Raw genomic sequence first — 25,443 nt, 5'->3', positions numbered from 1 at the left:
GTTATAGATCGGAGGGGGAAGCTTGCGCTTTGCCCAGTGCGTTACGAATATCAGAAATAAAATATAATGACCCTGTTGCAAGCAGGATTTCGCTTGTGTCATCCAGACGATACCATGAATCAAAAGCTTCTTCGAAAGAGGGAATCCGTCTTACGACAAGCTCTGGATTAGCATCCCGGAACCACATTTCTAAATTCGCCGAGGTCGCAGCTCTAGGGTGATCAATATCTGTTAAAGTCACTTCTTTGCAAATGGGCGCGAGTTCACGGATCATTCCTATTATATCTTTATCATGAAGGGCTGCATAAAACACCTTAAACATCTGGTTAGGAAATCGCTCCCTTAATGTGACAAGAAGGGCCTTCATTCCCTCTATATTATGTGCTCCATCTAGAATGAGATATGGGTTTTTATGCACAATTTCAAATCTTCCGGGCCACTTCGCAGCTTCAAGACCTTTAGCAAGGTCTTGCTCCTCGAAATATACCGCATAGTATTGTCGCAGAATCTCCAGAACCATGACAGAAAGGCCCGCATTTTTGACCTGATGCTCACCTAGAATGGAGATCGTTAATCCTTCATAAGAACGAAAAGGACCATGGAAGTCGAATACTTCCTTTTCCCCTTCCGATAGTTCAAGCTTGCGAGTTAGGAAAAAGTCTTTTTCAAATTGATATAAACGAGATCGTCGATCCTTTGCTGTTTCGGCAATGACATGCAAAGGAATTGCACTCGTTTCCGTAGTCACAACGGGGAACCCATGCTTAATGATTCCCGCTTTCTCCGCGGCAATTTGTTCAAGGCTATCGCCCAGAATATGAATATGATCATGCCCTATATTCGTTATAACCGAGACTAAAGGAGTGACTACGTTCGTTGAATCTAAGCGCCCTCCAAGTCCAGTTTCCCATATGACGAAATCAGGATAGTCCATCGCAGCAAAATATAATATAGCTAATAGGGTTAACACCTCAAATTCAGTCAAGGTGCCCCATTCACTCTTTGATGCTTCGTCAACCAAAGGTTTTAATCGATCCACTAACATGACGAAATCGTCCATGCCCATGGGCTCCCCATTAGAACGAACATGTGTATTGATATCCCCCATCGCGGGTGACGTGAACGTTCCAATACGGTAACCTGCTTCCTGAAGAACATGGGAAATATATTGTACCGTTGAACCTTTTCCATTGGTTCCGGCAATATGCACAAATTTCAAGCGTTGCTCTGGATGATCCAATTTATCCATTGCCCACTTCATTCTTTCTAGACCCGGTTTTATTCCGAACTTTTGCAGACCTTTGACCCAGGCAACCGCCTCTTCAAATTGCCCCATCATCTTTCCCTCACTTCCAAACCCAGTCCTATTCATTATATGTGCCTAATTTAAAAGCGATGACAGAGAGTCACTCTTTTCTCTCTGTCACCTTGTCCTTGTCTTTAGCTCTTTAATTCAACAATACGAGCCTTCACCGTTTCTAGTTTTTCTTGATAGTCGCGACCCTTAGCTCGCTCTTCTTCTACAACCTGCTCTGGAGCTTTCGCTAGGAAACCTTGATTACTCAGTTTCTTTTCTACTCTTTCTACTTCTTTCTGCAGATTGTCTGCTTCCTTCTCTAGACGGGCAATTTCCTTATCTAAGTCAATTAAACCAGCTAATGGAAGATAGATTTCTGCACCTGTGACGACTGCGGAAACCACCTTATCCGGTGTAGTCAGGCTTAAAGAAATTTCTAGCTTTTCAGGATTGCAGAAACGGCGGATATATTCTTCCCCTTGCACTAACAAGGACCCAGCTTCTTCATTGGTAGGCTTGATCATTAATTCGATTTTCTTGCTTAATGGAACATTCATTTCTGCACGTATATTTCTTACATTGCGAATGACATCCATCAACAAGCCCATTTGTTTAACCGAGTCTGGGAAATGAAGCGACTCATTCACCTTCGGCCACTCCGCAACCGTAATACTCTTTCCAACATGCGGAAGATGCTGCCAGATCTCCTCTGTGATAAACGGCATGAACGGGTGCAACAAACGAAGAGTATTCTCTAACACATGAGAAAGCACAGATTGCGTCGTTCTTTTCGCTGCTGCATCTTCCCCGTATAAATGAGGTTTAGCCATCTCAATATACCAGTCGCATAAATCGTCCCAGATAAAGTTATAAAGCGTACGACCCGCTTCTCCAAATTCAAATTGCTCTAGAAGCCTAGTCACTCCCTCAATGGTTTCATTTAAGCGAGTCAGAATCCACTTGTCTGTCGTACCTAATGGGCCGGATAAATCGATGTCTTGCACTGTAATACCTTCTAAATTCATTAAAGCAAAGCGAGAAGCGTTCCAAATCTTATTAGCGAAGTTGCGAGCAGCTTCTACACGTTCCCAACGGAAGCGTTGGTCATTACCAGGTGTATTCCCCGTCGCCAACATGAAACGCATCGCATCCGCTCCATACTGCTCAATAACCTCCATCGGATCAACGCCGTTTCCTAGAGACTTAGACATCTTGCGTCCCTCAGCATCCCGAACTAATCCGGTAATCAGTACGTTCTTAAACGGATTCTGATCCGTAAATTCATGAGCGGTAAACATCATACGTGCTACCCAGAAAAAGATAATGTCATATCCTGTTACTAATACGTTCGTTGGGTAGAAGTGCTTCATATCCTCTGTTTGATCAGGCCAGCCGAGGGTAGAGAACGGCCAGAGCGCCGAGCTGAACCAGGTATCTAATACATCATTGTCTTGAGTAAGCTTCTCGCTTTCACACTTTGGACATGTATGGATATCGGTACGAGATACGGTCATCTCTCCACAATCCTCACAATACCAAGCGGGTATGCGATGTCCCCACCAAAGCTGACGAGAGATACACCAATCGCGAATATTCTCGATCCAGTGTAAGTAAATCTTTTCAAAACGATCTGGAACGAAGGCAACGGCATCCTCTTGTTTCTGACGCTTGATTGCTTCCTCCGCGAGTGGTCCCATCTTTACAAACCATTGTGTAGATAAATAAGGCTCAACTACAGCTCCGCTTCGTTCACTGTGTCCCACTTGATGAATGTGTTCTTCAATCTTAAAGCAAACCCCTTGCTCCTGAAGATCTGCCACAATCTTCTTGCGGCAAGCAAATCGATCTAATCCAGCATAGGGACCGGCATTATCATTCATCTTACCGGTTTCGTCCATAACTAATATTTGTTCTAATCCGTGGCGATTTCCTAACTCAAAGTCATTAGGATCATGGGCAGGGGTAATTTTCACTGCTCCACTTCCAAACTCCTTATCTACATATTCGTCTGCAACGATTTGAATTTCACGGCCAACAATCGGCAAGATAACGATCTTACCAATCAAGTCCTTATAACGCTCGTCCTCTGGATGAACAGCTACCGCTGTATCGCCAAGCATCGTTTCGGGACGCGTCGTTGCGACTTCAATAGATCCTGTACCATCCTTCAACGGATAACGAAGATGATAGAGCGCTCCCTTCACTTCCTTGTATTCTACCTCAATATCTGATAAGGCCGTTCTCGTTTGTGGGTCCCAGTTAATAATATAAGCTCCACGATAGATCAAGCCCTTCTCATATAACCGAACGAACACCTCACGAACCGCATTGGACAAGCCGGCATCCAAGGTAAAACGCTCACGGGAATAATCGAGAGAAAGTCCCATCTTCGACCACTGCTGGCGAATAACGCCTGCATACTTCTCTTTCCATTCCCAAACCTTCTCTACAAACTTCTCCCGACCAAGATCATAACGAGAAGTTCCTTCTTCCTTCAACATGGCCTCTACACGAGCTTGCGTAGCGATTCCCGCATGGTCCATTCCAGGCAACCAAAGGGCGTCAAATCCCTGCATGCGCTTCGTACGAATGAGTATATCTTGAAGGGTATTGTTTAAGGCGTGACCAATATGTAAGTTCCCGGTAACATTAGGCGGCGGGATCACAATGGTATAGGGTGTTTTATCCCCATTGCGCTCCGCTTTAAAATATTCTCCTTCAAGCCAGTACGTGTACCATTTCCCCTCCGTTTCCTTCGGGTCATATTTCGTTGGCATTTCCTTCGTTTGATTCTCCGACATCTAGCAATCCCTCCTGAACAACTGTATAGAAAAAAGAAAAACAAAAAAACTTCTCCCATCCAAAGGACGAAAGAAGTTCGCGGTACCACCTTTGTTAGCTTCAGGCTGTTTCTAAAGACGACCTTAAAGCTCCCTCAACCCTGCTAACGGTTGGGCTCCGTTCCTTCCTAATCGCAAACCCACTTTCAGAAGGAAAACTCCTGGGCTACCTTCAGCAGCTACAAATCCAAAGGAATCTCCCAGCCTAAGGATTCCTCTCTCTTGATGGCTTCACTGCCTAATCTTCCCAATCAACGTAATCTCATTTATAAAACTGAACCTATTTTACCAAATTACTATCATCTTAGACAAGAGTGAGATGATTTAAACCAATTTCCCCTTCTCAAATCGAAGGAGGCGATGCCCGTGCTCTGCTAGCTCTAGGTCATGAGTCACCATAAGGATCGTTTTGCCCTCTTCATTCAAGCGCTTGAATACGTCTAGTATGATAAGGGCGTTTTCTTGATCTAAAGCTCCAGTCGGCTCATCAGCCAAGACCACCTCGGGTTCATTCATTAAGGCTCTAGCCATGGCCACCCTGCGCTGTTCCCCTCCACTCAATTGGTAGGGAAGATGTTGCGCTTTGTCCGTAAGCCCTACTTTCTCTAGCAACGAAAAAGCGCTGTTCTCATCCGTTGTCTCGTAGCGACCAGCTATTGTTTTTGGAAGCATCACATTTTCCAACGACGTCAGGGTAGGAATTAAGCTAGGAAATTGAAAAACAAAACCACATTTCCCGGAACGAATGGAAGCTCTTTTCGCATCAGACAAGCTAGTAACCTCCATTTGATCAAACCATACCTGTCCTTCAGTAGGACGGTCAATCATGCCTGCTAAGGCTAGGAATGTCGATTTCCCGCTTCCAGACGGTCCCACGATGGATATGAATTCTCCCTTATGAATCTCCATACTCATGTCTTCTAAGGCGTGAACCCATCGATCTCGTCCTAGACGATAGCTTTTTTTGACCTCATGAAATCGGATCATATGTCCTACTCCCCTTCCCGTATCGCTTCATAGGGTTCCATTTTTATCGTGCTTCGAATAGGGAAAAAAGCGGCTAATACTGAAATCCCTACGGTCACGGCCGTCGTAATTAAACCAATCATCAACCCGGAAACCCAATCTGGGAACAGCAATGGAAGCTGCAAAACCTGCATGATTAATATCCGGTTATCATACAGCCCTGCTGCTGACATGATGGAACCTATACTCGCCCCAATAAGAGAGGCCATGCCTGCTTCAAGAAGGAGTAATCGATAGGTTGCACCTCGGGTTGCTCCCATTGCTCGAAGCATTCCGATTTCCTTTCGTCTTTCACTGATTAAGGCCGTAAACATGGTCGCTACCTGCAAAGAACTCATAACTAGTACTAACACAATCATCAAATAGCTTAGTAATTTCACAGGGAAGATTTGTGTATTCACCATATCTTGCAGCCCTTTTCCTTGCACAATATCTACATCTAATTGAAGCTTTTCCATCTCTCTCTTTACGAGACTTTCCATCCCGGGACGCACCTTCACAAGTACGATAGAGATCTGATCTTTAGGATACTCTAAACCTGATCCTTCCTTTCCATTAAGCTCACGCGCAGCCTCCATATGCATAAAAATGGTGTTGTCCGTACCCATTCCTGTAGGAAACATGACCCCTTTGACTGAAAAATCTTTTCCAAATAGAGTAACCCACTCTTCTACATATTCATTATCGTAGTGAAATAAAAAGTTATCTCCACCTGCAGCAGAGCCAATTAAGATATCATATGGACCTAATTCCTTTTTGTCTGCCATCCAGTGCTTCAGCGTAAAATCACTAGCAGGGTCAAACGCGACAATAGGAAAGTCGCCTTCCGTTCGACAACAAACCGTTGAAACCGTCTGAAGGTACACTTGGGCTGCGGCAAGTTCTACTTCCGGTATGGACCGAATTTTCCCCAACACCTCTTGGTCCATATAAAAGGGCGTAGCTGTTCCTGAGATAATGAGATCTCCCGCTTGGCTGCCGTAACCCTTAGGAACAACCAATAAATCCGCTCCTAATCGGCTCGAACTAGCTTCAATACTTCGTTCCATAGAATGAACAAAAAAATAACTAGCAAATAAGATAAAGGCCGTTAAACCTGCACTTCCCGCTAAGAGTAAAGTTCTCGATACTTTTCTCTTTAAGTTTTTCCAGGCAATTAAAAAAATCCGATTCAAAGGATTCACCCCTATGCATGTTTGATATGATTATAAAGATTTATATAGAGGAAACTAGACAGACGCCTACTACAAATCTTTTCTATTGATCGTGTAAATAGTAATGGAAATAATCCAAATCACTACGATGGCCCATACAATATGATAAATGATCTGTACCTTGCTAAGCATGAACTCGCCACCATTCTATTGATTTAGTACTTCAAACAGATCCCGAAAACCCACAGCCTTCGATACCTGTGTAAATACTAAGGAGGAAATGGGAAAGGGGACTCCTAATGTCCCCTTCTTTCTATTTTGTCGTTTTCAAGTATTCAATCATAGATCCCATCTGGTCCTCTGTCCAAGCAGCCCCAAGAGCTGGCATGGAACCTCGCCCTTCTTTCATAACTCGGATAAACTCATCTTCACCTAATGTATCGATAACCCCTACTAATGCAGGACCGATACCGCCGGTTAGATCCGCGCCGTGACAAGCCAAGCACTGTCCAGCTAGCGCCTTACCTGCTTCTGCACTTACCCCCGTAGCAGACGCCATGGTATCCCGTTCATCTAGCGGACCAGCCAATAGCGCATAAACTACTGCCCATACCCCAAGGGCTGTATAAACAAATATGAGTACCTTAGGGATTTTTCCGTGCCCTTGCTTCATCCCGTTAACGACGTCTACGTGTTCATCTTTATGATGGTTTTTAGCCATGCCCGTATCTCCCCTTATTATTCGTCATCCAGCATTCTATACTTGATCCCTTCAATATCTTCGAACTGCCCCATCCTCTTCGCCCCGAAGTACATGAGAATGGCAGATAGTGAGAAGGTCGCCATAACCGTAATTAACAGCATTGAACTTAAGCTCATTTTGTTCCTCCTTTTTAGGTCACCCTTTTGTTTATTGGGCAGGCTTCAAACTCATTAAGTAGGCAACTAGGTCGTTCAACTCTTGATCGCTTAGGTAATCATACTTCGGCATAATAGAGCCAGGCACGATTTCTTGAGGATCCTTCAAGTGAGCTAAATTCCACTCTGCGCTTGTGCGAGCTCCCACCCACATTAAATCCGGTCCTACACGATTGGATCCCCATAGATGTGGTTTATCATTCTGATAATCACCTGGGATGGTAACTGGACCAATGTTCATAGCCAAGTCTGCTTTTACTGGACGCACCACTTGAGTATGACAAGTCATACATCCTTCACGTATATAAATTTCTCGACCGCTTGCTTCCGGTGAACCTTCAGCATAAGCTCTTGCTTCAGCATTTTTCGATGTTGCCATCATTTGGTCATCATAGAAGGGAAGTATGATCGTTGCGAAGGTTCCCATCATAAACAAGACAACCGCAGCTAAAAATATCCCTAAGGCGCTTTTTTCCATATCCACAGCAATTTCCTCCTTTTTGCTTGCTTTAGGCTGTTACGGTTACATCTTCAGATTTATCGGTCTTAAAGGCTTTACCTGCCTTTGTCGTCATGTAAATGTTATAAGCAAAGAAGAATTGAGCCACAATCATCAAAGTACCGCCCACAGCACGAACAGCAACAAACGGTGCAGACATTCTTACAGTCTCAATAAACGGAGTAGCTTCCATCCAAGCAAATCCTTGCATTACTCCAGCAATCCACATACTAAAAGCAAAGATGAGGAAACCGGAAACCGACAAATAATAATGCCAGCTCATCAGAGACTTACTGTAAATTTCTCGACCTGTGATACGAGGAATTGCAAAATAGATCATGATAAAACCAATAAAGGAGAAGGCTCCAAATGGTGCCATATGAGCATGCCCAGGTACCCAGTGAGTGTACTTGACAACCGCACTAACCGACATCAACGCCTGGAATGGCCCTTGCAGACATGCCATTAGATAGAAGATCATGGCTGTAATTAAAAACTTCAAGTTTACATTATCCTGTACTTGGTGCCATTGTCCCTTCATCGTCCCTAATACATTCGCTAATACGGTCCAAACTGGAATAATTAATAGAATGGAAGGGATGATCCCTGCTTTCATCAACCAAAGAGGAATTGGACTATTTACTAAGTGGTGTGGTCCATTCCAAACATAAAAAGTTCCAATCGTCCAAAACCCAATTAAAGAGAGTTTATGACTATATAAGGGTCTACCAGTTAGTTTAGGCAACAAATAATACATCGTACCGATCCCAACTGTCGTAAACCATAATCCTAATACGTTATGTCCATAGAACCAGTTCATATTGGCTTGGATGGCTCCTCCTACCAATGGAGCAGGAACATTACCTACAATCCACACACCTGGAAGCCAAATGAGAGATCCTACGAAATACCAAATACTAACGAATAATTGCTTTTCTTTTCGGTTTTTAATCGTCATATAAACGTTAATCATCACTAAGATAACAACAAAAGCTACAGTAAGATCCAACCATAGTGGAAGTTCAGCGTATTCCACTCCTGAACTGTGACCGGCCGCCAAGGCTAAAACAGCAGCAACAATACCGATATTCCACAAGACACAAGTAATATTCCCTAGTCTCTCACTCCACAGCTTCGTGCGAAGAAGCTTCGGTACAATATAGAACATACAACCTACATTCACCATCGACAACCAAGCTAGTAATACTCCGTTTGTATGAATAGGACGAACCCGACCATAAGTCAACCAGCTGGTACCCCCTAGAAAGTCAGGCGACATTTGCTTAATGGCCACGACTAAACCAGCCAGCATAGAGATCAGCAGCCAGAAGATCGCTGTATACCAAAAGTTTTTAGCTGCACTATGTTCTGTGTTACTAAACATCCTAATACCTCCCCTATTTCTATTAAACCTTTCCCTAATTGAACCTTTCGTCCCCTGCAACCCTTCTTTTTCGTTCATCCCTCCAAGCATAAACACTATAGATAATGTGTTAATGTTAGAATGTGCATTTTTTCACAAACTTTATCTACTCTTATCTTATTACAAAATAAGGAGCAGTCAATTCATGAAATGTGGAGAAATTGTGATGACAATGAAAACGATTTGTGAAGTGAGGTCTTGTCGAACACATAGACTATCGTCTACATAACATAATTACAGCAGAGCTAGAAAGGATGGATAGCATGAATAGGTTAAGATACAATCCCACTTATCTGAAGATCCGAGCAGGAATCGGGCAGCTCGCTTTGCCTCTAGGGATCTTCCAATTAGTTCGGACACTTCTTTTACCTACAACCTTTGATGTCATCTTGTTAATCTTAATTGTCCTTCTGTATGTCGGCGTTGAGTTTGATTGGTTTTAGGAAAAAGAAAAAAAAGAGGATTCTTTACGCGAGGTCGGTATCTCCCTCACATTAGAATCCTCTTTGTTCATTACGCAGTTGCCTTTCGTCGTTGATCAATGTATCGACCCACTTGCAGTGCAAGTTCATCCCAATACCTTTGTATACGAATGGCTTCAGCTAGTTGATGGATCTGCTCTTCATTTAATTCATTGGTAGTCAGATAATGATTAAATTGCTCCCAAACACCCGATGGCAACGCCAATTGAACCAAGATATAAACAAGCTCATTATCCGATAGTTCTCTCTTGCGTTCATAACCGTCTAAAAAACTTGTAACCATCGATAGATTCCAGTCACTTCGCTGATATAAATGTCTAATTAAACACACCGTATCTTCATGAATAGGAGCTAATCCCTGATTATATCCGCCACGGATTTGCCATCCATTCTCAGTATGAATAATTTGATCAAGCTTAAATTTCTCAAGTGACAAGGGGAAATACGCGACAGCTTCCTTTACTCCATCCCAAAGCTGGGATGCCCTACGAAATCGTTTATACAGTAAAGGAAGATTCGAATAGATCACCTCATCGACTAGCGACGGTTCATGCTTTTGTTCTATCCTCTGCATGACCTGCTTGATCGTCGTGCTCCCATCACTAAAGAAATTTTCATCAAAAGCTGATGATTTAGCTTGCGATGCCCCGTGGTCAATTCGGTCGATCGCTCGGTGATAATCAGCAAAAATCTCACCTGTTTTCAGGCAGTCTTGTTCCTCTAAAGGATCAGGCACACGCCCATCTAGGGCTTCAGTTAAGACGAAATACTTTCCTTGAAAACGAATATATTTTTTGTTGTTTCCATTAGACAAGAATCTCTCAACTGCGCCATACCCCTGGGTGAAAAGCTGTTCCCGCCATCCGTTGGACCATTTTAAAAGTTCAGCATTCTGCCACACGGAAACAACCCTTTTACCTTTATTCGTCTCAACCACATAGCCATCATCGATCGGCTGGGCGCGAAGTACCTTCAGTTTGTAGGTGGCAAGCATTCTTTTCAGTTGTTCCAAGGAGACCTTCAACGTATATTCACCCCTTTACGGGAATGTATAACAATTGCCCAGCTGCCACTTGGTTTCGTGAGGCTGAGTTGGCACGTAAGATAGAGTCAACGGTTAAATCGTATCTCTCTGCAATCTCTTCTATTGTCTCGTTCTTTTGAAGGATGCATATTCTTAGCTTCGTAAACTGTTCAGACTGGTTATCCATAAAATTGGTTAGATACAGAGCATCATTATCCCCTTCTTGATCCGCTGCAGCTTTCGCTTCTTCAGAAGGTCTTACTTCCTTCTCCTCTTCTTTTCTATCTTCTCGCCTCGGAATCTTAGCAAAGATAGAAGACAGGGAAGAAACCGGTTCTTGATCTTTCTTTGTTCCCTTATTCGTAATGGCTACCCTCACATCTTCTTCTTTTTCCTCTATTTCAGGTTCAATAGAGGCAAGATTAGGCATGGGAACGACATTATCCCATTCTTGCTCTGTAGATTGTTCTTCCCTTGGCAGGATATCTCCTTTTCCTTTCTGAGCCGGTTCTATGACTTCAGGTGCAGCCTCTTTCTTCCCTTTTGGCACAACCTCCTCTACATCAGGGACAACGGCCTCTACTTCTGGTGGAACCGCTTCTACCTCAGGCATTACGGCCTCTACTTCTGGCGGTGCGACCTCTACCTCGGGTGCAACAGCTTCAGGTGCTGGCGTAGGCTGCGGTGCCGGTTGTGGTGCAGGCTGTGGTGGGGGGGCTGGCGCGGCCTCAGCTCGGGACCCTTCTTCACTAGGTCCGGATGTCTGCTGCACCATATCTGGACCCGCCTCAAAGTACGTTGGTAATTGATAATCATCATTTTCCAGGGATTGAAGATTCTGCTGAATGGCTTCGAGACGATCTGCGAAGGAATCAGGAAATTCGAACCCCTGTCCGGATTGATCGCCTGCTGAATGTACGAATTCAAAAGGTGTGTTCAATTCTTCCTTTTCCGAAAAGCCGCTAATCATTAAGCTAGCAGCGACCTCAATCTGATAAGGAGTTTTCAGATCATAATCAAAGGAGTTAATGTAGGCATATACATCATCTACATCATCCACCTTATTACGCGGCATAGAGATCTTGACGGGTATGCGATATTCAAACCGATCTTGTCTAGCTAGAGGAGAGAATGGCCCTCTTTCCGCAGACAAGGGTTCAAATTGTACAGATTCCTCATAGGACTCCGGCAATTCATCCGCTGGGTCTAACTTTCCAGCTTCCTGATTTCCTTTATAGTCCCCATAAAGAATTAATGCTCCTGTAATTTCAATCTCATTCCCATTTTCTTCTATAACAATTTGGGGAACAATCTCCAATTCCTCAATTTCCTCTATTGGCAATTGCTCATGTGAGAGTTGAACGACTTCTTTAATATCAATTTGATAAGAACCCAGTCCATGCCTTTCCATGTTCACATATTTCCCCCTTCCCGTATGTCACCCTCTCCTAAAATATATTGTCCTTCTGCAAGAGATAGAACTAGAAGAAAAAGTTCTCCCATCTTGTAGAAAATAAAAAAATCCCCTCGTTGGTTCTAAACAAACCTTCGAGAGGATTTTCAAACTATCTGCAGCTACTATAATCTTTCCAGAGACTTGCGATTAGCCTCGATCGTAAATTCAATATCATCATCCGAATGAGCGGCAGAAACAAACATACCCTCAAATTGGGAAGGTGGAATGGAGACTCCTTCCTCCACCATATTACGGAAGTATTTTGCAAATCGCTCTAAATCACTTGTCTTTGCCACATCATAGTTCACAACCTGTTCATCCGTAAAGAATAAGCAAACCATTGAACCTGCTCGTGTAATGTAATGAGGAATACCTAGTTGCTCGCAATTCGCTCGAATCCCTGCCTCAAGTCTAGCTGATTTGCGTTCTAATTCCTCAAACACACCTGGCTTACCGAGCTCCTTCAACGTGGTATAACCGGCTGTCATCGCTAATGGATTACCTGAAAGAGTACCGGCTTGATAGATCGGACCCGCTGGCGCAATTTGCTCCATGATTTCTCTTCGGCCGCCATAGGCACCAACAGGCAGCCCTCCTCCAATGACCTTACCAAGTGTCGTAAGATCTGGCTTAATTCCAAACTTTCCTTGAGCACAATGGTAATCCACGCGGAACCCCGTCATCACCTCATCAAAGATGAGGAGGGTACCGTATTGCTCCGTTATCTCGCGAAGTCCTTCCAAGAAACCTGGAACCGGCGGTACAACCCCCATATTTCCAGCAACTGGTTCTACAATAACGGCCGCCAGATCCTCTCCATGCTTCTCAAAAGCTAGCTTTACACTATCTAAGTCATTGTATGGTACGGTAATGGTATGCCCTGCCACCTCACTTGGCACACCCGGACTATCAGGTAAAGCAAGCGTAGCAACACCAGAACCCGCTTTTATTAATAGACTATCTGCATGTCCATGATAACAGCCTTCAAACTTCATAATTTTATTCCGCTTCGTATATCCCCTAGCCAAGCGGAGTGCACTCATGGTGGCTTCTGTTCCAGAGTTCACCATTCTAACGACTTCAATCGAAGGAACAATCTCCGAAACGAGCTTAGCCATTTCGGTTTCCAATTGGGTAGGAGCTCCGAAACTCGTTCCCTTTTCTGTAATGGTCTTAATCGCTTCTACTACCTCAGGGTGGGCATGGCCTAAAATCAGAGGTCCCCAAGAACCCACATAATCTATGTACTCATTTCCATCTACATCGTAAACCTTGGACCCTTTTCCATAGTCCATATATAGGGGCGACATTCCCACAGAACGAAAAGCTCTAACTGGGCTGTTTACACCACCTGGTATGTATTTTTTTGCTTCCTCAAATAGAGTTTGAGACCGATCATGTTTCTTTTGCATGATAACACCTCCAGATTAGAAAGGGGGAGTCCCCTCCTCCATAATATAATGTTAGTTCTCACGAAGCCAACGAACGGCATCCTTGGCTGAATAGGTTAGGATTAGATCTGCCCCTGCTCGTTTAAAGCCTATTAATAACTCTAAAGTAACAGCCTTCTCATCAATCCATCCATTAGCTGCTGCAGCCTTAACCATGGAATATTCGCCACTCACATTATAAGCGACAACCGGTAGATCAAAGTGATCACGAACAACACGAATAATATCCATATACGCCATCGCTGGTTTAACCATTAGGAAATCTGCACCCTCTTGTACATCAGAGGCAGCCTCTCTTATAGCTTCCCGCATATTAGCAGGGTCCATCTGATAGGTTTTGCGATCCCCAAATTGCGGTGTAGAGTGGGCAGCATCGCGGAATGGTCCATAAAAAGAAGAGGAATATTTTACCGCATATGACATAATCGGAATGTGAGCAAAGCCGGACTCATCAAGACCAGCACGTATCGCAGCTACAAAACCATCCATCATATTGGATGGGGCAATAATATCCGCTCCTGCCTTAGCTTGGGAGATCGCGGTCTTGACTAGTAATTCTAAACTTGGGTCGTTATCCACTACCCCATCTCGAATCACACCGCAATGCCCATGATCCGTGTATTGGCATAGGCAAGTATCCGCAATAACAACTAATCCCGGTGCCCATTCCTTTACCTTACGAATCGCTTGCTGCACAATACCGCACTCATTATAAGCTTCCGTTCCTACTTCGTCCTTATGTTGTGGTACACCAAAAAGGATAACCGATTGAATCCCAAGAGAAACGATCTCCTCAATCTCTTCTTTCAATAAATCTAAACTAAAATGATATACTCCAGGCATAGAAGGAATCTCTACCTTCTTGCCTTCCCCTTCTACAATAAAAAGAGGATAAATGAAATCACTGGCCTGCAAATGAGTCTCCCGAATCATAGAGCGCATTGCTGCACTCGTGCGAAGACGACGGTGACGATCAAACAACATGGGTACTCCTCCTCCTCTACTCAACCAAGTGGGTTAGTGCTTGAACTAGTCCATCTATGGTATACTCTTGCGCTATAATATCAACCGTTAAACCTAATTCTTGAGCCGTTCTAGCTGTAATCGGACCAATGCAGGCTAATTTCACCCCTACCAGCAATGGGTCCCTGGCTTCTAGGCGGAGGACCTCACAAAAATTCCTGACTGTAGATGAACTTGTGAAGGTAATGATGTCAATCCGCTTTTCCTTCAAGTGGTGAATCACTTCCTGTGCCCCTTCCGCACTCATGACCGTTTCGTAAGCATCGACTTCGGTTACGTTTATCCCTCTTCGAGAAAGCTCTTGAGGAATAAGGGGCCGAGCGATATTGGCGCGCGGAAATAATACATGGTCGCCCGGTTGAAGGATTTCTTCTAAAGCAAGAATAAGCCCTTCCGCTTTATAATCCTCTGCTACCACATCAGGATCGCGTCCCCATTCCTTCAACACTTCAGCCGTTCGGGGACCCACTACGCCAATTTTCGCCTCAATATGGCTGTATTGTAAATGATATTCCTTTAACTTTTCACCGAAGAATTGTACTCCGTTGGTGCTAGTAAGAAGGATCCAATCATACTGATTCATATTCCTAATGGCCTGTTCTAGGGGCCTAGGGTCTTCCGGGGGAGTAAACTTAATGACAGGAAGTTCTATTACCTTTCCTCCAACCTGCTCAATCTTCAAAGACAGTTCACTAGCCTGTGCCCTTGATCGGGTAACCAGGACCGTTTTTCCTTGAAGTGGTTTACCCCTGTGTATCATATATGATTTTCCTTACGAACCTTATCTAAGATCTCAGATGCTCCCTTTTCAATGAGGTATTTCCCTAAGGCTCGTCCGATTTCTTCCGGATTATCTCCTTTAATAGAGTCCTTCAGTACCGTTCTTCCACCCGGATCGGCTACAAGTCCCGTAAGAGCACATTGTCCTTCTTCTGTTATTTGGGCGTAGGCGCCAATAGGCACCTGGCAGCCTCCTTCTAATGTATTCAGGAAGGCTCGTTCCGCTCTCACAGCTTGTTCAGTCTCATGATGATTAAACTTCGCAAGGAGTTCGAGTAACTCTGTATCTGACTCTCGGCACTCAATACTTAAAGCTCCTTGACCCACAGCAGGCAGACTAATCTCTACGGGTAGAAACTGCGTTACTTTCCCTTTCCATTCCATTCTCTCCAACCCAGCCGCAGCTAGTACAATGGCATCATAATCTTCTTCGTTAAGCTTTCTAATTCTCGTATCGATATTCCCGCGTATCCATTTAATATTCAAATCCCCACGGTGTGCTAAGAGTTGAGCACTTCTACGCAAGCTACTCGTTCCAACAGTCGCTCCGTGAGGTAGTTCATCCAATGTTTTGCCGTCTTTACTGATAAGCACATCGCGGACATCGACTCGCGCCGGAACAGCTCCAATCGTCAACCCCTCTGGTAATAGAGCAGGCATATCTTTCATACTATGTACGGCCATATCAATATCGCCGTCTAATAACGCCTGTTCAATCTCCTTAACAAACAACCCTTTTCCACCTACTTTGGAAAGGGTTACGTCTACGATCTGATCTCCCTTGGTCACGATCTTCTTAATTTCAAATTCAAAAGGAAGACCTAGGGCTTCTAATTGTCGAATCACCCATTTGGTCTGGGTAAGTGCCAAAGCGCTTTGTCTAGATCCAACGATAATTTTTCTCATTTAAAGACCTCCATCTACTCGAACTATCTCAACCATTGATGAAAGGAAGAGAGGGAACCAGAAACAAAATAATTAATTAAAATCATGCAGAATGCTACCACATTGAGGATTGCCAGTTTCCTGCCTTGCCAGTCATATGTAATTCTACGATACAAATATATGCTGTATATCCCTATCACAAGCAGGGACATAAGCACTTTCGGGTCAAACCAGAGCGGTTGTCCAACTACATGTGCCCAGATTACCCCAAGTATGACAGCTAACAAAAGAGTCGGAACCCCGACCATAGCTAATCGGTAAGCATATAAATCTAATTGGCCCAGACTTGGCAACCTTCTAAACAAGGGTGTCCATTTCTTCTGCTTTAGCATCTTATTCTGGACGAGATACATGATTGATAAGATAAACGAAACCGAAAAAGCTCCATAACTAAAGAAAGCCAAACTAATATGAATAAATAAGAGCTCAGAGATCAACTGTTTAGACAGCGCAGGGGTAGCCGCCGGGTTGGCAAATAAGGTTACAGCCATTACGGCAAATCCAATAATATTCGTAAAGAATACCAAAAAATCCATCTTGAAAAAATAATTGATCGTTAAGGAAAGGCTTACCATGATCCAGGAATAAAAAAAGAGAGTCTCGAAAAGGGTAAGGATTGGAAAGTAGTCCTTCGTCAACATCTGTGAAACAAAGAAGATGGATTGCAATACCCATACAATCGCAAGCAACCAGAAGGCCCTCTGATTGACCTTCCGGTTGCTCTGAATGAAATCTGAAAAATACATTAAAACGCTGAGGGCATAGATATAAATGGTTACATCATACATCCAGCTTTGGATTGTCAAAGGATCATGACTCCCTTCTTTAGGAGCGGACTACTGCCTCGCTGACATGGAGAGTCGGTAAGCGTACATCTGCTGTCTCTTTTTCTGCTCTTAACTGTTTGATTCGACTCTGCTGTTCTAATTCCTCTTCAAGAGCAAAAATCTTAACAAATAAGTCTAAGGCTTCATCGCCCTTAGATTGAGCAGCCATCTCTTTCATTCTTACCAAAGGATCATGCAGCATCTGATTGACAATGGTCTTGGAATATTTTCGAATGATGCGAAGCTCCTTCTCTGTCAGATCAGGCAGTTTGTTCTCAATTTGACGCATAGCTTCTTCCTGAATCTTAAGAGACTTCTCACGAAGTGCGCTAATTACAGGAACTGTCCCAAGGGTATTAAGCCAAGATTTAAACGCTACGATTTCTTCTCCAATCATATATCCAATCTTCTCAGCCTCACGAGCTCGCTCTTGACGATTAGCCTCGACGATGCTTTCTAGATCATCGATATCATATAGATACACATCATCCAAATCATTAATCGCAGGATCTAAATCTCTTGGAACTGCGATGTCGATCATAAAGAGCGGTCGGTGATTTCGCTTGCGCGAAATAGCCTGGATATCACGCTTAGTTACGACGTATCCTTCTGCTCCCGTAGAGCTAATCACAATATCTGCCTGAATAAGAGCGGATGAAAGCTCATTAAACGTACAGGCCTCTCCGTTAAACTTATCTGCAAGGCCTTTAGCTCGCTCAATCGTACGGTTAACGACAATTACTTTATTAACTCCATTGGCATGAAGATGCTTCCCGGTCAATTCGCCCATCTTCCCTGCTCCAAGTATAACTACCGTCTTCTTTTCGAAATAGCCAAAGATCTTCTTGCCTAACTCCACCGCTGCATAACTTACAGAGACTGCATTCTTCCCAATATCCGTCTCTGAATGAGCGCGCTTCGCTAGCGTAACCGCCTGTTTAAATAGAGTATTAAAAACCGTACCTGTAGCTTTGCACTCTTGACTCTGCAGGAAAGCAGTTCGAACTTGCCCTAAGATTTGAGTTTCTCCTAACACCATCGAATCCAAGCCGCAAACCACACGGAATAGATGACGAACCGCTTCGTCGTCTTCTTTTATATATAAATAGTCAGCGAAATCTTCCCTTGCAATTCCGAACCACTCAGAGAGGAAGCCCTTCACATAGTGACGTCCTGTATGCAACTGATCTACAACCGCATAAATCTCAGTACGGTTACAGGTTCCTACCATCACGCATTCCTGAATATCCTTCGTTCCCCGTAGCATTCTGATCGCTCTATCTTTCTCATCTTCTTTGAATGCGAAGCGTTCACGAATCTCTACAGGAGCCGTCTTATAATTAAGTCCGATTACTAGGATGTGCACTTGAATCACCCCATCTCTTTATAAATTATATTTTATAGTTTAACCTATATCAGGATAACTAGACGTGAAAAAGATCACAATGCTCATCACGAAAGACTAATTTAAGTCCCTTTTACTCTACGCTGACCATTATAACACGAATTCTCTCTACATGGTTTGACAATTTGTGATATCTTTGTGACCTTAGTTGATAAAACATTAAAAGTCAAGCTCTTAAGAGATTCCAAGCCCAATATTTTTTTCACACTTTACAAATTTCCTCATAAGATAGACCGAAGCCCAATATAACAAGGAGGTAGAAAGAAATGAAACACTGGCTTCGCTATCTAGCGATTGTAACGCTTATTCTCTCTCTTGCTGCACTCACTGCATGCGGTGGTGGCTCTTCTCAGCCACAAAAGATTCGCTTGTTTGAAGTCACCCACTCCATCTTTTACACACCTCAATACGTTGCCCTTACTCAAGGTTTTTTTGAAGAGGAAGGTCTTGAAGTGGAATTAACGAATGCCAATGGCGGAGACAAAGCCATGACAGCCCTGTTAAGCGGCAATGCCGAAATCATCTTAATGGGGACGGAAGCTACGATTTACGTAAAGAATCAAGGAGCAACCGACCCCGCTATCAACTTCGCTCAGCTGACGCAAACCGATGGCTCTTTCCTTGTTTCCCGAGATCCCATCAATAACTTCACATGGGATTTGCTGAAAGGCAAGACACTCATCGGCCAGCGTAAAGGCGGAATGCCACAAATGGTCAGTGAGTTTGTGCAAGTACAGAACGGCGTCGCTCCCTTCAAGGATGTAGAAATCATCCAAAACATTGATTTCGCCAATCTCGGAAGTGCTTTTGCTTCAGGAACAGGGGACTTCGTTCAGTTATTTGAACCTATTGCCTCTACACTTGAATTAGAAGGAAAAGGCCATGTTGTTGCCTCCTTCGGTGCAGATAGCGGGAAGCTCCCTTATACGGTCTATATCACTAGACAAAGCTTTATTGACGAAAACCCTGAAGTCGTTCAGAAATTCACCAATGCCGTTTATAAAGCACAGCAATGGGTAGCGAGTCACTCTATTGAAGAAATCGCTGATGCCATTTCCCCACATTTCTCTGAGATGAACCGCGAAACTCTTCTTAAGGTGTTAGAACGCTATAAATCTCAAGGTTCTTGGGCCACAGATCCGATTCTCGATGAAGAAGAATACAATAACCTTGAAGCGGTTATGGAGAATGCAGGTGAGCTCAAGCAAAGAGTGGATTACCATGATATTGTAAATACAGAGTTCGCTAAGAAAGCAATGGAATAATCGGGAGGGCCCTCTTGACTTCAGCTTGAAGAGAGGAGGGCCGCCTGTCCTTAGTCCCTCATATTTTTCCGTTTGCCTGGACAACCTACACTCAATAGACATCATACTTAAACACAAGGTGGACAGGGGAGAAAAGTATGAGTATGACCGGTAAGTCCAAGCACGGGTTGTTCTACCACTGGGGAGTGAACATAAAGGAAGCGACGGAAGAAGAAAAAAAGCTCGGCGATAGTGAAATTGGCTCACAAGGAAGATTGCTGCTCCTCGTCTATACCCTCTTTCTATTAGCAGAAGCCTTATCTGGCACCTTTGTGAATGTGTATCTATGGAAAGAAAAAAACGATTACAGTTTGATTGGATGGTATAACATATCTTTCTTCATCGGAATGCAAATTACCTTCATGCTGTCTGGCAAGTGGGTTAAGGTGTACAATAAAATGTCTTGTTTACGGACAGGGATTGCCGTGTCCTCTGCCTTTTACCTCGGGGTATTATTACTTGGAAAAAAAGCCGTATCCTTTATCTTTCCGCTTGGTTTTGTCCAAGGGATTGGGCACGGTTTCTTCTGGTTTGCCTTTAATATTGTACTGTTTGAGATTACCAACAAAGTAAATCGGGATAAGTTCAACGGATTAGCAGGTGTTTTTGGCTCTTTCGTTGGTATGGTCGCTCCTCTTGGAGCAGGCTATCTCATTGCCAAAATGACCGGAATGAAGGGCTATTATACGATTTTTGCTGTGTCTTTAGGTATTTACGTATGTGGAGTTATTCTAAGCTTTTTCTTTAAGAGGCGTAAATCTGGCGGTGAATTTTCCTTAGCTAACACTTATAGAGTATATAAGAAGAGTAAAACATGGAAACGAATCCTAAATGCCATGATTGGACAAGGAATCACTGAATCCGTCTTTAACTTTCTCATTGGAATTCTCGTCTTCATAGCTACAAGCAACGAATGGAAAGTTGGCGTCTATACCTTTATCACGTCAGGGGTAGCTTTCTTTTCCTTCTATTTAATAGGGAAGTTTATTAAGCCTAAATGGCGGAGTACATCTTTGTTCTGGGGAACCTTATTAATGTCCGTTTCCGTGCTCCCTCTATTTTATGAGGTAAACTATACCACCCTGCTAATCATGGGGATAGGAATCAGCTTGTTTAGCCCTTTGTTTTACATCCCTGCTGTATCCATCGTATTTGACTCCATTGGAAGAAGCAAAGAAACCGCCCAATGGAAAGTGGAATATATCATTATCCGCGAGACCGGGCTTAATATAGGAAGGCTCTTATCCTTAGGGCTGTTTATTGCTCTCGTGACATGGAGAGAAGATGCGCTGGTGCTTAGCGGCTTGTTATTGGCAGTAAGTTTGGCGCAGTTGATTACGTGGGCGTATATGAGGAAGATAAAGGTGTGAGGATGAGTCTGTGCGGTTGGGGGAAATTGGAATGTCGTGACAGGTTGCGAGGTTGTGGGGTGATACGGACGTGGGGTGCGTTATTTCCTTAAAAAGCTTAGTATTTGAGGTCTTGACGGAAATGGAGTACGTTATTTAGCCAAAAATGAGTTAGAAAAGGACAACTTCTCCCAAATAAGGGATCCATTGTCCGATAGACATTAAGAAGAAGCGGTTATTCAAGAATAAGGCATCAGTTGTCCGAAACATTTCAAAAGCAATATCCCATATGTGGATCAACATTAGAAGTCATTAATAATGTTACTTACCTAAATATCAGTGGGGCTTAGAACTCTGCTTAATTGTTAGTAGACATAGAAATTGGCAAAACATGATCTTTGGTCAGTGAACTAACAGCGATGGGAACTGTTGGGGTTCCGATTTGTCGTTCAAATCCCTTAAGATAAACATAGGCGGAAATATCCCCACCTTCTTCTCGCTTAAACACAACGTAAGATCTGTCCTTTTCTAACACCTCGTCCTCACGCAACAACTGACCTGTATCAGGATCGAGGAAGGCCGCGATATATCCATCTGCAATTAATTGTTCATAAGTAACCTTGTGCTCCCCCGTTTCATTTAGAGCCATTAATCGCACCTTCAAGTCCATCAGCGCTGATTCTCGCATTTGGATCGCATTTGAGATAAAAGCTCTCGTTCTCATCTCCTGAATCGTTGTACTAATCACTGGAACTGCAATCGCAACTAGAATACCGAGAATCACCATAACTGCTAAAAGCTCAATCAGTGTAACCCCTTGCTCATTCTTTCTCAGTGCTATTCGATTCATCCGGTACCTCTTCTGTATACAATGGGTTCATTTTTCCGTGTGGATCCTTGTAATCAACCTCAGGAAGGTCCTTTGCAAGCTCCATCCATTCAGGGATATAAAACGTAGATAATTGAACTGAATACTGCAGTTCCTGGTTGGACTCATGAATCACAGTAGGACTTTCCGGTTTCCCTGAGAAGCTTAACGAGTCGATTACCGTTATTCGGCTTTGCTTTTCAATCCTATCCAGAAACTCGATCATTTTTTCGTAGTCAGGAGAACTAACCGTAAGAGTAAAAGTCAATTTCTTTATGCCTTGCGGCAAGGAATCATCTGTCGATCCCGTAATCGTCGATAAAGCGGATTCTTTGTTTTCCTGTGGCTGAGAAGCTTGTGTCTGAGGTTGATCTAAGGGATTCTCAAGCTCCGGTGAGGTTGGAACCTTAAACTCCGCTTCACCTTCACTAATTCCGTAGCTAATAATTAAACTGTCTGAGAACACTTCTGCTTTTTCCAGATCAAGCAGGAATTGATCAACCAAAGGTTGAACAGGCAGTTTCTTCTGTAAAGCAACTGTATCCTTCTGATCCAGGGTGTGGCTCTTTTGCTGTTTTGCAGAAAGGATTTCAATCAGCTTTTCTTCGTTGGACAATTCATTTTTCACATTAAAAACATCTTGTTTCAATGGTTTGAGCAGGTAGATATTCAGTCCACTAAATACCAACAGAATAGCTAAAAGAATACCTACTATACTTAAGAAAGGTTTCATTCTCTCTCGAAAACTCATGGAGCATCTTCCCCCTTCTCCGTGAGGTCAGCTTCTTGGTTAAGCTTCAGCCTAAACTGAGCTATATATCGAGGCATGTATTGTTTACTTGCTTCTTGATCACCTTCTAAGTATGACGGTAAAGTTACAGGAGAAGTCGCGATGTTAGAGATCTCAACACTCTCTAAATTCTTAGAGGCGCGCAGCTCAGAAACATAACCTGATACTTCACGTAATGTATCAAATTGGACAGTGATGGATAGTTCACCCTCTGCTGAGTACTGATATTGCAAGAAAAATCCTCTCTCTGGAAGAAGCTGCACGAGATGATTAAGGATATTTACCGTAGAAATCGGTATAGCTCCCAACCACTTGACCTTCTCCTCTAGTAATAGAGATGAGGAGGGCACCGCTTCCTGAGACGTCTTCTGCTCCTGAATCACTCTTAAGTTTCTCGCCAGTTCCAGTTGTTGTTGAGACACTTGCAACTCCCGCTTCAATTGGCTATGCTGCAAGTAGACCCAACCTCCCACAGCCAAGAGTATAAGGATAGCCACTAATAGGGAAAGAACATAGGAAAAGCTTTTCTTCTCTTTCTGAGGAAGTAGATTAATATCGATAAGCATTACTTCACCTCTTTTAAGGAGAGCCCAAGAGTCAGATGATGTTGAGGCAGGATGTGCTCACCTTTTAAGGTCGTAATTTTCTCATCCTTTAAGGAACTAGTAGGTACATCCATGCGCGCTAGTATCTGATCTTCTATCCATTCGAGTAAAGGATGGTCTCCATTTAAGAGAATCCTGGTAATTTGACTTTTTCCCTGATTCATAGAGAAGCGATAAAAACTCATCACACGCTCGATCTCCGCAATCATCGCCAATAGTTCATTATGGATATAATCGATATCACCTGCCCACTTCAGGTTATCAACGCCTAAAGCATCTTTCTCCACCTTCCAGCCAGCCCAATCTACATCCATGCGAAGATGCCTCATGAACAAAATCTTGTGATCGTGAAAGATGCTGATGTTAACGGTTTGGACATCGAATTGGATACATAATGCGTGTTCTTCTTGTTGGACCAAACCCAATTGATAGTAAAGACGATATATAGCTAAAGGGGAAATGTCTGCCACAACCGGATGTAGCTTCACCTGCTCTAACAGATCTGAGTAGTCTTTCACAATATTTTCAGGAGTTGCAAAGAGAAGAACGTCCTTCTTACCATTTTTCTCTCCAAGAATCACCGTATCAAAAATCGGATTATCAAAAGGTAGATGGATACTCGAGCCAAGCTCCATGAAAAAATAACCCTTCACTTCATCTGATTGGATATCCGACGGAATTTGCAGCTTTCTTACAACAATGAAAGAATCAGGTACAAGGAATTGAACATCTCTTCGCTTAATCCCCCATTCATCCACACACCCTTGGAGCTTGTCCACTAATGCCGGCATTTCTACTATCTTACCCTCGCGAATTAACCCGTCTGGGAGGTAATGCTCACCAAAAGCACGAACGGCTTTAAGATCTGGGTGTCGTGAGTCTAGGTATCGGATGACGTGATCTTTGATGACTAGATTTATTCTTTTTTTGTTACCTAGTTGAAGATTGAGTTTTGGTAGCATAGTGGAACACTCCTATCAGGGAAAAGCAAGGATGAAAATAAAGCACAACAAAATTGCTTTATTTTAGAAAAGAAAAAATATCGATTACCACTTAAACTACTAGGTAAAATACATATAACACAAATAATGAAACGAATGTAATTACATCATGTACCCATCCCTTTATATAATTAGAGCAGTGTCTTCTAGACTTTGACACAGTAAATCCCACTGTTCCTGAATGCTTAATGTATTATATATGGAGAAAACAAGAGGAGAGGTTTACAGAGTATTGCTATCGAAGACACAGATTTGTCATAGATAGTTATAATCTCGCATTCTACTTAATGTTTTAGGAATTTGTTTAAGTAAAATTTTTTTCTTTTATAAAAAGATCTCTTTGCCCGCATAAAATGAGAGCAAAGAGACTGATTACTATTACATCATGTTTAACTTCCACCTGGTGCTGCTGGTGCTGCTGGCTCACCTGGTAGTGATACATCAGAGCGTTGCACAGTGGAAATATTTACGTTATTTATATAAGTAGTAGTAATAGCTTCAGTACCAGTACCAGTTTTAGATATAAGAGTTACTTTATAATCATAATTTCCTTGGGCTGATTTAGTTACATTTACCTTAGTACTATCGGCATCATATAAACCTGCAGAATTACTTGGATCTTTGATATCAGTTAGATATCCCTGACTTTTTAATTTGGTTAAAGTTATATCCGGCCCCTTGTCATTGCTTGCAGCCATATATAACTTTACTGCAGAGACCATTTGTTGAGCATTTGCAATGTGTGCGTCTTTCTTAGTATTGTCAATAATTCTTCCAATACTCGGCACCGCAATCGCAGCAATAATCCCCAGAATTACTACAACCGCTAGTAACTCGATTAGAGTTAGACCCCTCTCATTACGCAAAAACTTTTTTAACATTAGTTTCTCCCCCCAAAGGACTATTTTATAATACTTAATACCTATGATTACATATTCTACATTAGAAGAAAAGTAAAGTTTTTCTAAAGTTTTGT

General features: G+C 43.0%; 24 protein-coding genes and 1 other annotated feature. Of the genes, 3 read left to right on the top strand and 21 right to left on the bottom strand.

Annotation, left to right across the window (positions count from 1 at the left end):
- Nucleotide 1 precedes the first annotated feature (1 nt).
- The 8 genes from EIZ39_RS00410 to EIZ39_RS00375 form a co-directional block, all read right to left on the bottom strand.
- On the bottom strand, nucleotides 2-1,372 hold the full coding sequence (locus tag EIZ39_RS00410; protein ID WP_129196298.1) for a bifunctional folylpolyglutamate synthase/dihydrofolate synthase: 1,371 nt from the start codon (nucleotides 1,370-1,372) through the stop codon (nucleotides 2-4).
- Nucleotides 1,373-1,440: 68 nt separating this feature from the next.
- Complete coding sequence (locus tag EIZ39_RS00405; protein ID WP_129196296.1) at nucleotides 1,441-4,098, bottom strand: valine--tRNA ligase; 2,658 nt, start codon at nucleotides 4,096-4,098, stop codon at nucleotides 1,441-1,443.
- A 59-nt stretch (nucleotides 4,099-4,157) separates the two neighbouring features.
- Nucleotides 4,158-4,401, bottom strand: a binding site (T-box leader).
- A gap of 60 nt (nucleotides 4,402-4,461) precedes the next feature.
- Nucleotides 4,462-5,124 (bottom strand): ABC transporter ATP-binding protein, encoded by a 663-nt coding sequence (locus EIZ39_RS00400; RefSeq protein WP_129196294.1) that lies wholly within the window; start codon nucleotides 5,122-5,124, stop codon nucleotides 4,462-4,464.
- Between the two features lie 5 nt (nucleotides 5,125-5,129).
- Nucleotides 5,130-6,338: an ABC transporter permease gene (locus EIZ39_RS00395; RefSeq protein WP_129196292.1), complete on the bottom strand. Its 1,209-nt coding sequence runs from the start codon at nucleotides 6,336-6,338 to the stop codon at nucleotides 5,130-5,132.
- Between the two features lie 292 nt (nucleotides 6,339-6,630).
- Nucleotides 6,631-7,038 carry a c-type cytochrome gene (locus EIZ39_RS00390; protein WP_129196290.1) on the bottom strand — a complete coding sequence of 136 codons (408 nt, stop codon included), beginning with the start codon at nucleotides 7,036-7,038 and terminating at the stop codon, nucleotides 6,631-6,633.
- Nucleotides 7,039-7,055: 17 nt separating this feature from the next.
- Entirely contained in the window at nucleotides 7,056-7,196 is a 141-nt protein-coding gene (locus EIZ39_RS00385) for a cbb3-type cytochrome oxidase assembly protein (RefSeq protein ID WP_205668499.1), read from the bottom strand.
- Between the two features lie 31 nt (nucleotides 7,197-7,227).
- On the bottom strand, nucleotides 7,228-7,713 hold the full coding sequence (locus EIZ39_RS00380) for a cbb3-type cytochrome c oxidase subunit II (protein ID WP_240675696.1): 486 nt from the start codon (nucleotides 7,711-7,713) through the stop codon (nucleotides 7,228-7,230).
- A 31-nt stretch (nucleotides 7,714-7,744) separates the two neighbouring features.
- Nucleotides 7,745-9,118 carry a cbb3-type cytochrome c oxidase subunit I gene (locus EIZ39_RS00375; protein WP_164984824.1) on the bottom strand — a complete coding sequence of 458 codons (1,374 nt, stop codon included), beginning with the start codon at nucleotides 9,116-9,118 and terminating at the stop codon, nucleotides 7,745-7,747.
- A 302-nt stretch (nucleotides 9,119-9,420) separates the two neighbouring features.
- Between EIZ39_RS00375 and EIZ39_RS00370 the strand changes: the two genes are divergently transcribed.
- Complete coding sequence (locus EIZ39_RS00370; protein WP_205668498.1) at nucleotides 9,421-9,600, top strand: hypothetical protein; 180 nt, start codon at nucleotides 9,421-9,423, stop codon at nucleotides 9,598-9,600.
- Nucleotides 9,601-9,670: 70 nt separating this feature from the next.
- Here the strand turns inward: EIZ39_RS00370 and EIZ39_RS00365 are convergent, their stop codons facing one another.
- The 8 genes from EIZ39_RS00365 to hemA all read right to left on the bottom strand — a co-directional run bounded on the left by EIZ39_RS00365 (nucleotide 9,671) and on the right by hemA (nucleotide 18,511).
- Nucleotides 9,671-10,663 (bottom strand): protein kinase family protein, encoded by a 993-nt coding sequence (locus EIZ39_RS00365; RefSeq protein WP_129196282.1) that lies wholly within the window; start codon nucleotides 10,661-10,663, stop codon nucleotides 9,671-9,673.
- 7 nt (nucleotides 10,664-10,670) lie between these two features.
- Nucleotides 10,671-12,074: a LysM peptidoglycan-binding domain-containing protein gene (locus EIZ39_RS00360; RefSeq protein WP_240675695.1), complete on the bottom strand. Its 1,404-nt coding sequence runs from the start codon at nucleotides 12,072-12,074 to the stop codon at nucleotides 10,671-10,673.
- Nucleotides 12,075-12,241: 167 nt separating this feature from the next.
- Nucleotides 12,242-13,531 carry a glutamate-1-semialdehyde 2,1-aminomutase gene (gene hemL, locus EIZ39_RS00355; RefSeq protein ID WP_129196278.1) on the bottom strand — a complete coding sequence of 430 codons (1,290 nt, stop codon included), beginning with the start codon at nucleotides 13,529-13,531 and terminating at the stop codon, nucleotides 12,242-12,244.
- Between the two features lie 51 nt (nucleotides 13,532-13,582).
- Nucleotides 13,583-14,554, bottom strand: a complete 972-nt coding sequence (gene hemB / locus EIZ39_RS00350) for a porphobilinogen synthase (protein ID WP_129196276.1) — start codon at nucleotides 14,552-14,554, stop codon at nucleotides 13,583-13,585.
- Between the two features lie 16 nt (nucleotides 14,555-14,570).
- Nucleotides 14,571-15,353 carry a uroporphyrinogen-III synthase gene (locus tag EIZ39_RS00345; protein WP_129196274.1) on the bottom strand — a complete coding sequence of 261 codons (783 nt, stop codon included), beginning with the start codon at nucleotides 15,351-15,353 and terminating at the stop codon, nucleotides 14,571-14,573.
- Nucleotides 15,350-16,279 carry a hydroxymethylbilane synthase gene (gene hemC, locus EIZ39_RS00340; protein WP_129196272.1) on the bottom strand — a complete coding sequence of 310 codons (930 nt, stop codon included), beginning with the start codon at nucleotides 16,277-16,279 and terminating at the stop codon, nucleotides 15,350-15,352. Before hemC ends, EIZ39_RS00345 begins: the two co-directional genes overlap by 4 nt.
- 23 nt (nucleotides 16,280-16,302) lie before the next feature.
- Entirely contained in the window at nucleotides 16,303-17,106 is an 804-nt protein-coding gene (locus EIZ39_RS00335; RefSeq protein ID WP_129197867.1) for a cytochrome C assembly family protein, read from the bottom strand.
- Between the two features lie 37 nt (nucleotides 17,107-17,143).
- The gene (gene hemA, locus EIZ39_RS00330) at nucleotides 17,144-18,511 is read right to left on the bottom strand and encodes a glutamyl-tRNA reductase (protein ID WP_129196270.1); all 1,368 of its coding nucleotides are present in this window, start codon (nucleotides 18,509-18,511) and stop codon (nucleotides 17,144-17,146) included.
- Between the two features lie 305 nt (nucleotides 18,512-18,816).
- On the opposite strand from hemA, the gene EIZ39_RS00325 reads away from it, so the two are divergent.
- Together EIZ39_RS00325 and EIZ39_RS00320 are read left to right on the top strand one after the other, a co-directional pair.
- Nucleotides 18,817-19,815 carry an ABC transporter substrate-binding protein gene (locus tag EIZ39_RS00325; RefSeq protein WP_129196268.1) on the top strand — a complete coding sequence of 333 codons (999 nt, stop codon included), beginning with the start codon at nucleotides 18,817-18,819 and terminating at the stop codon, nucleotides 19,813-19,815.
- A 137-nt stretch (nucleotides 19,816-19,952) separates the two neighbouring features.
- On the top strand, nucleotides 19,953-21,224 hold the full coding sequence (locus EIZ39_RS00320) for an MFS transporter (protein ID WP_129196266.1): 1,272 nt from the start codon (nucleotides 19,953-19,955) through the stop codon (nucleotides 21,222-21,224).
- 337 nt (nucleotides 21,225-21,561) lie between these two features.
- Here the strand turns inward: EIZ39_RS00320 and EIZ39_RS00315 are convergent, their stop codons facing one another.
- The 5 genes from EIZ39_RS00315 to EIZ39_RS00295 all read right to left on the bottom strand — a co-directional run bounded on the left by EIZ39_RS00315 (nucleotide 21,562) and on the right by EIZ39_RS00295 (nucleotide 25,348).
- Entirely contained in the window at nucleotides 21,562-22,053 is a 492-nt protein-coding gene (locus EIZ39_RS00315) for a type II secretion system protein (RefSeq protein WP_129196264.1), read from the bottom strand.
- Nucleotides 22,025-22,822 carry a hypothetical protein gene (locus tag EIZ39_RS00310; protein WP_129196262.1) on the bottom strand — a complete coding sequence of 266 codons (798 nt, stop codon included), beginning with the start codon at nucleotides 22,820-22,822 and terminating at the stop codon, nucleotides 22,025-22,027. Before EIZ39_RS00310 ends, EIZ39_RS00315 begins: the two co-directional genes overlap by 29 nt.
- Entirely contained in the window at nucleotides 22,819-23,427 is a 609-nt protein-coding gene (locus tag EIZ39_RS00305; RefSeq protein WP_129196260.1) for a hypothetical protein, read from the bottom strand. The genes EIZ39_RS00310 and EIZ39_RS00305 overlap by 4 nt, the downstream gene beginning before the upstream one ends.
- On the bottom strand, nucleotides 23,427-24,428 hold the full coding sequence (gene pilM / locus EIZ39_RS00300) for a type IV pilus biogenesis protein PilM (protein ID WP_129196258.1): 1,002 nt from the start codon (nucleotides 24,426-24,428) through the stop codon (nucleotides 23,427-23,429). Before pilM ends, EIZ39_RS00305 begins: the two co-directional genes overlap by 1 nt.
- A gap of 428 nt (nucleotides 24,429-24,856) precedes the next feature.
- Complete coding sequence (locus EIZ39_RS00295) at nucleotides 24,857-25,348, bottom strand: type II secretion system protein (protein ID WP_129196256.1); 492 nt, start codon at nucleotides 25,346-25,348, stop codon at nucleotides 24,857-24,859.
- Nucleotides 25,349-25,443 lie beyond the last annotated feature (95 nt).

The organism is Ammoniphilus sp. CFH 90114 (assembly GCF_004123195.1).
GTDB lineage: Bacteria > Bacillota > Bacilli > Aneurinibacillales > RAOX-1 > YIM-78166.
Note: the sequence above shows the minus strand (reverse complement) of the source record. Positions and strands in the feature narration are given on the sequence as shown.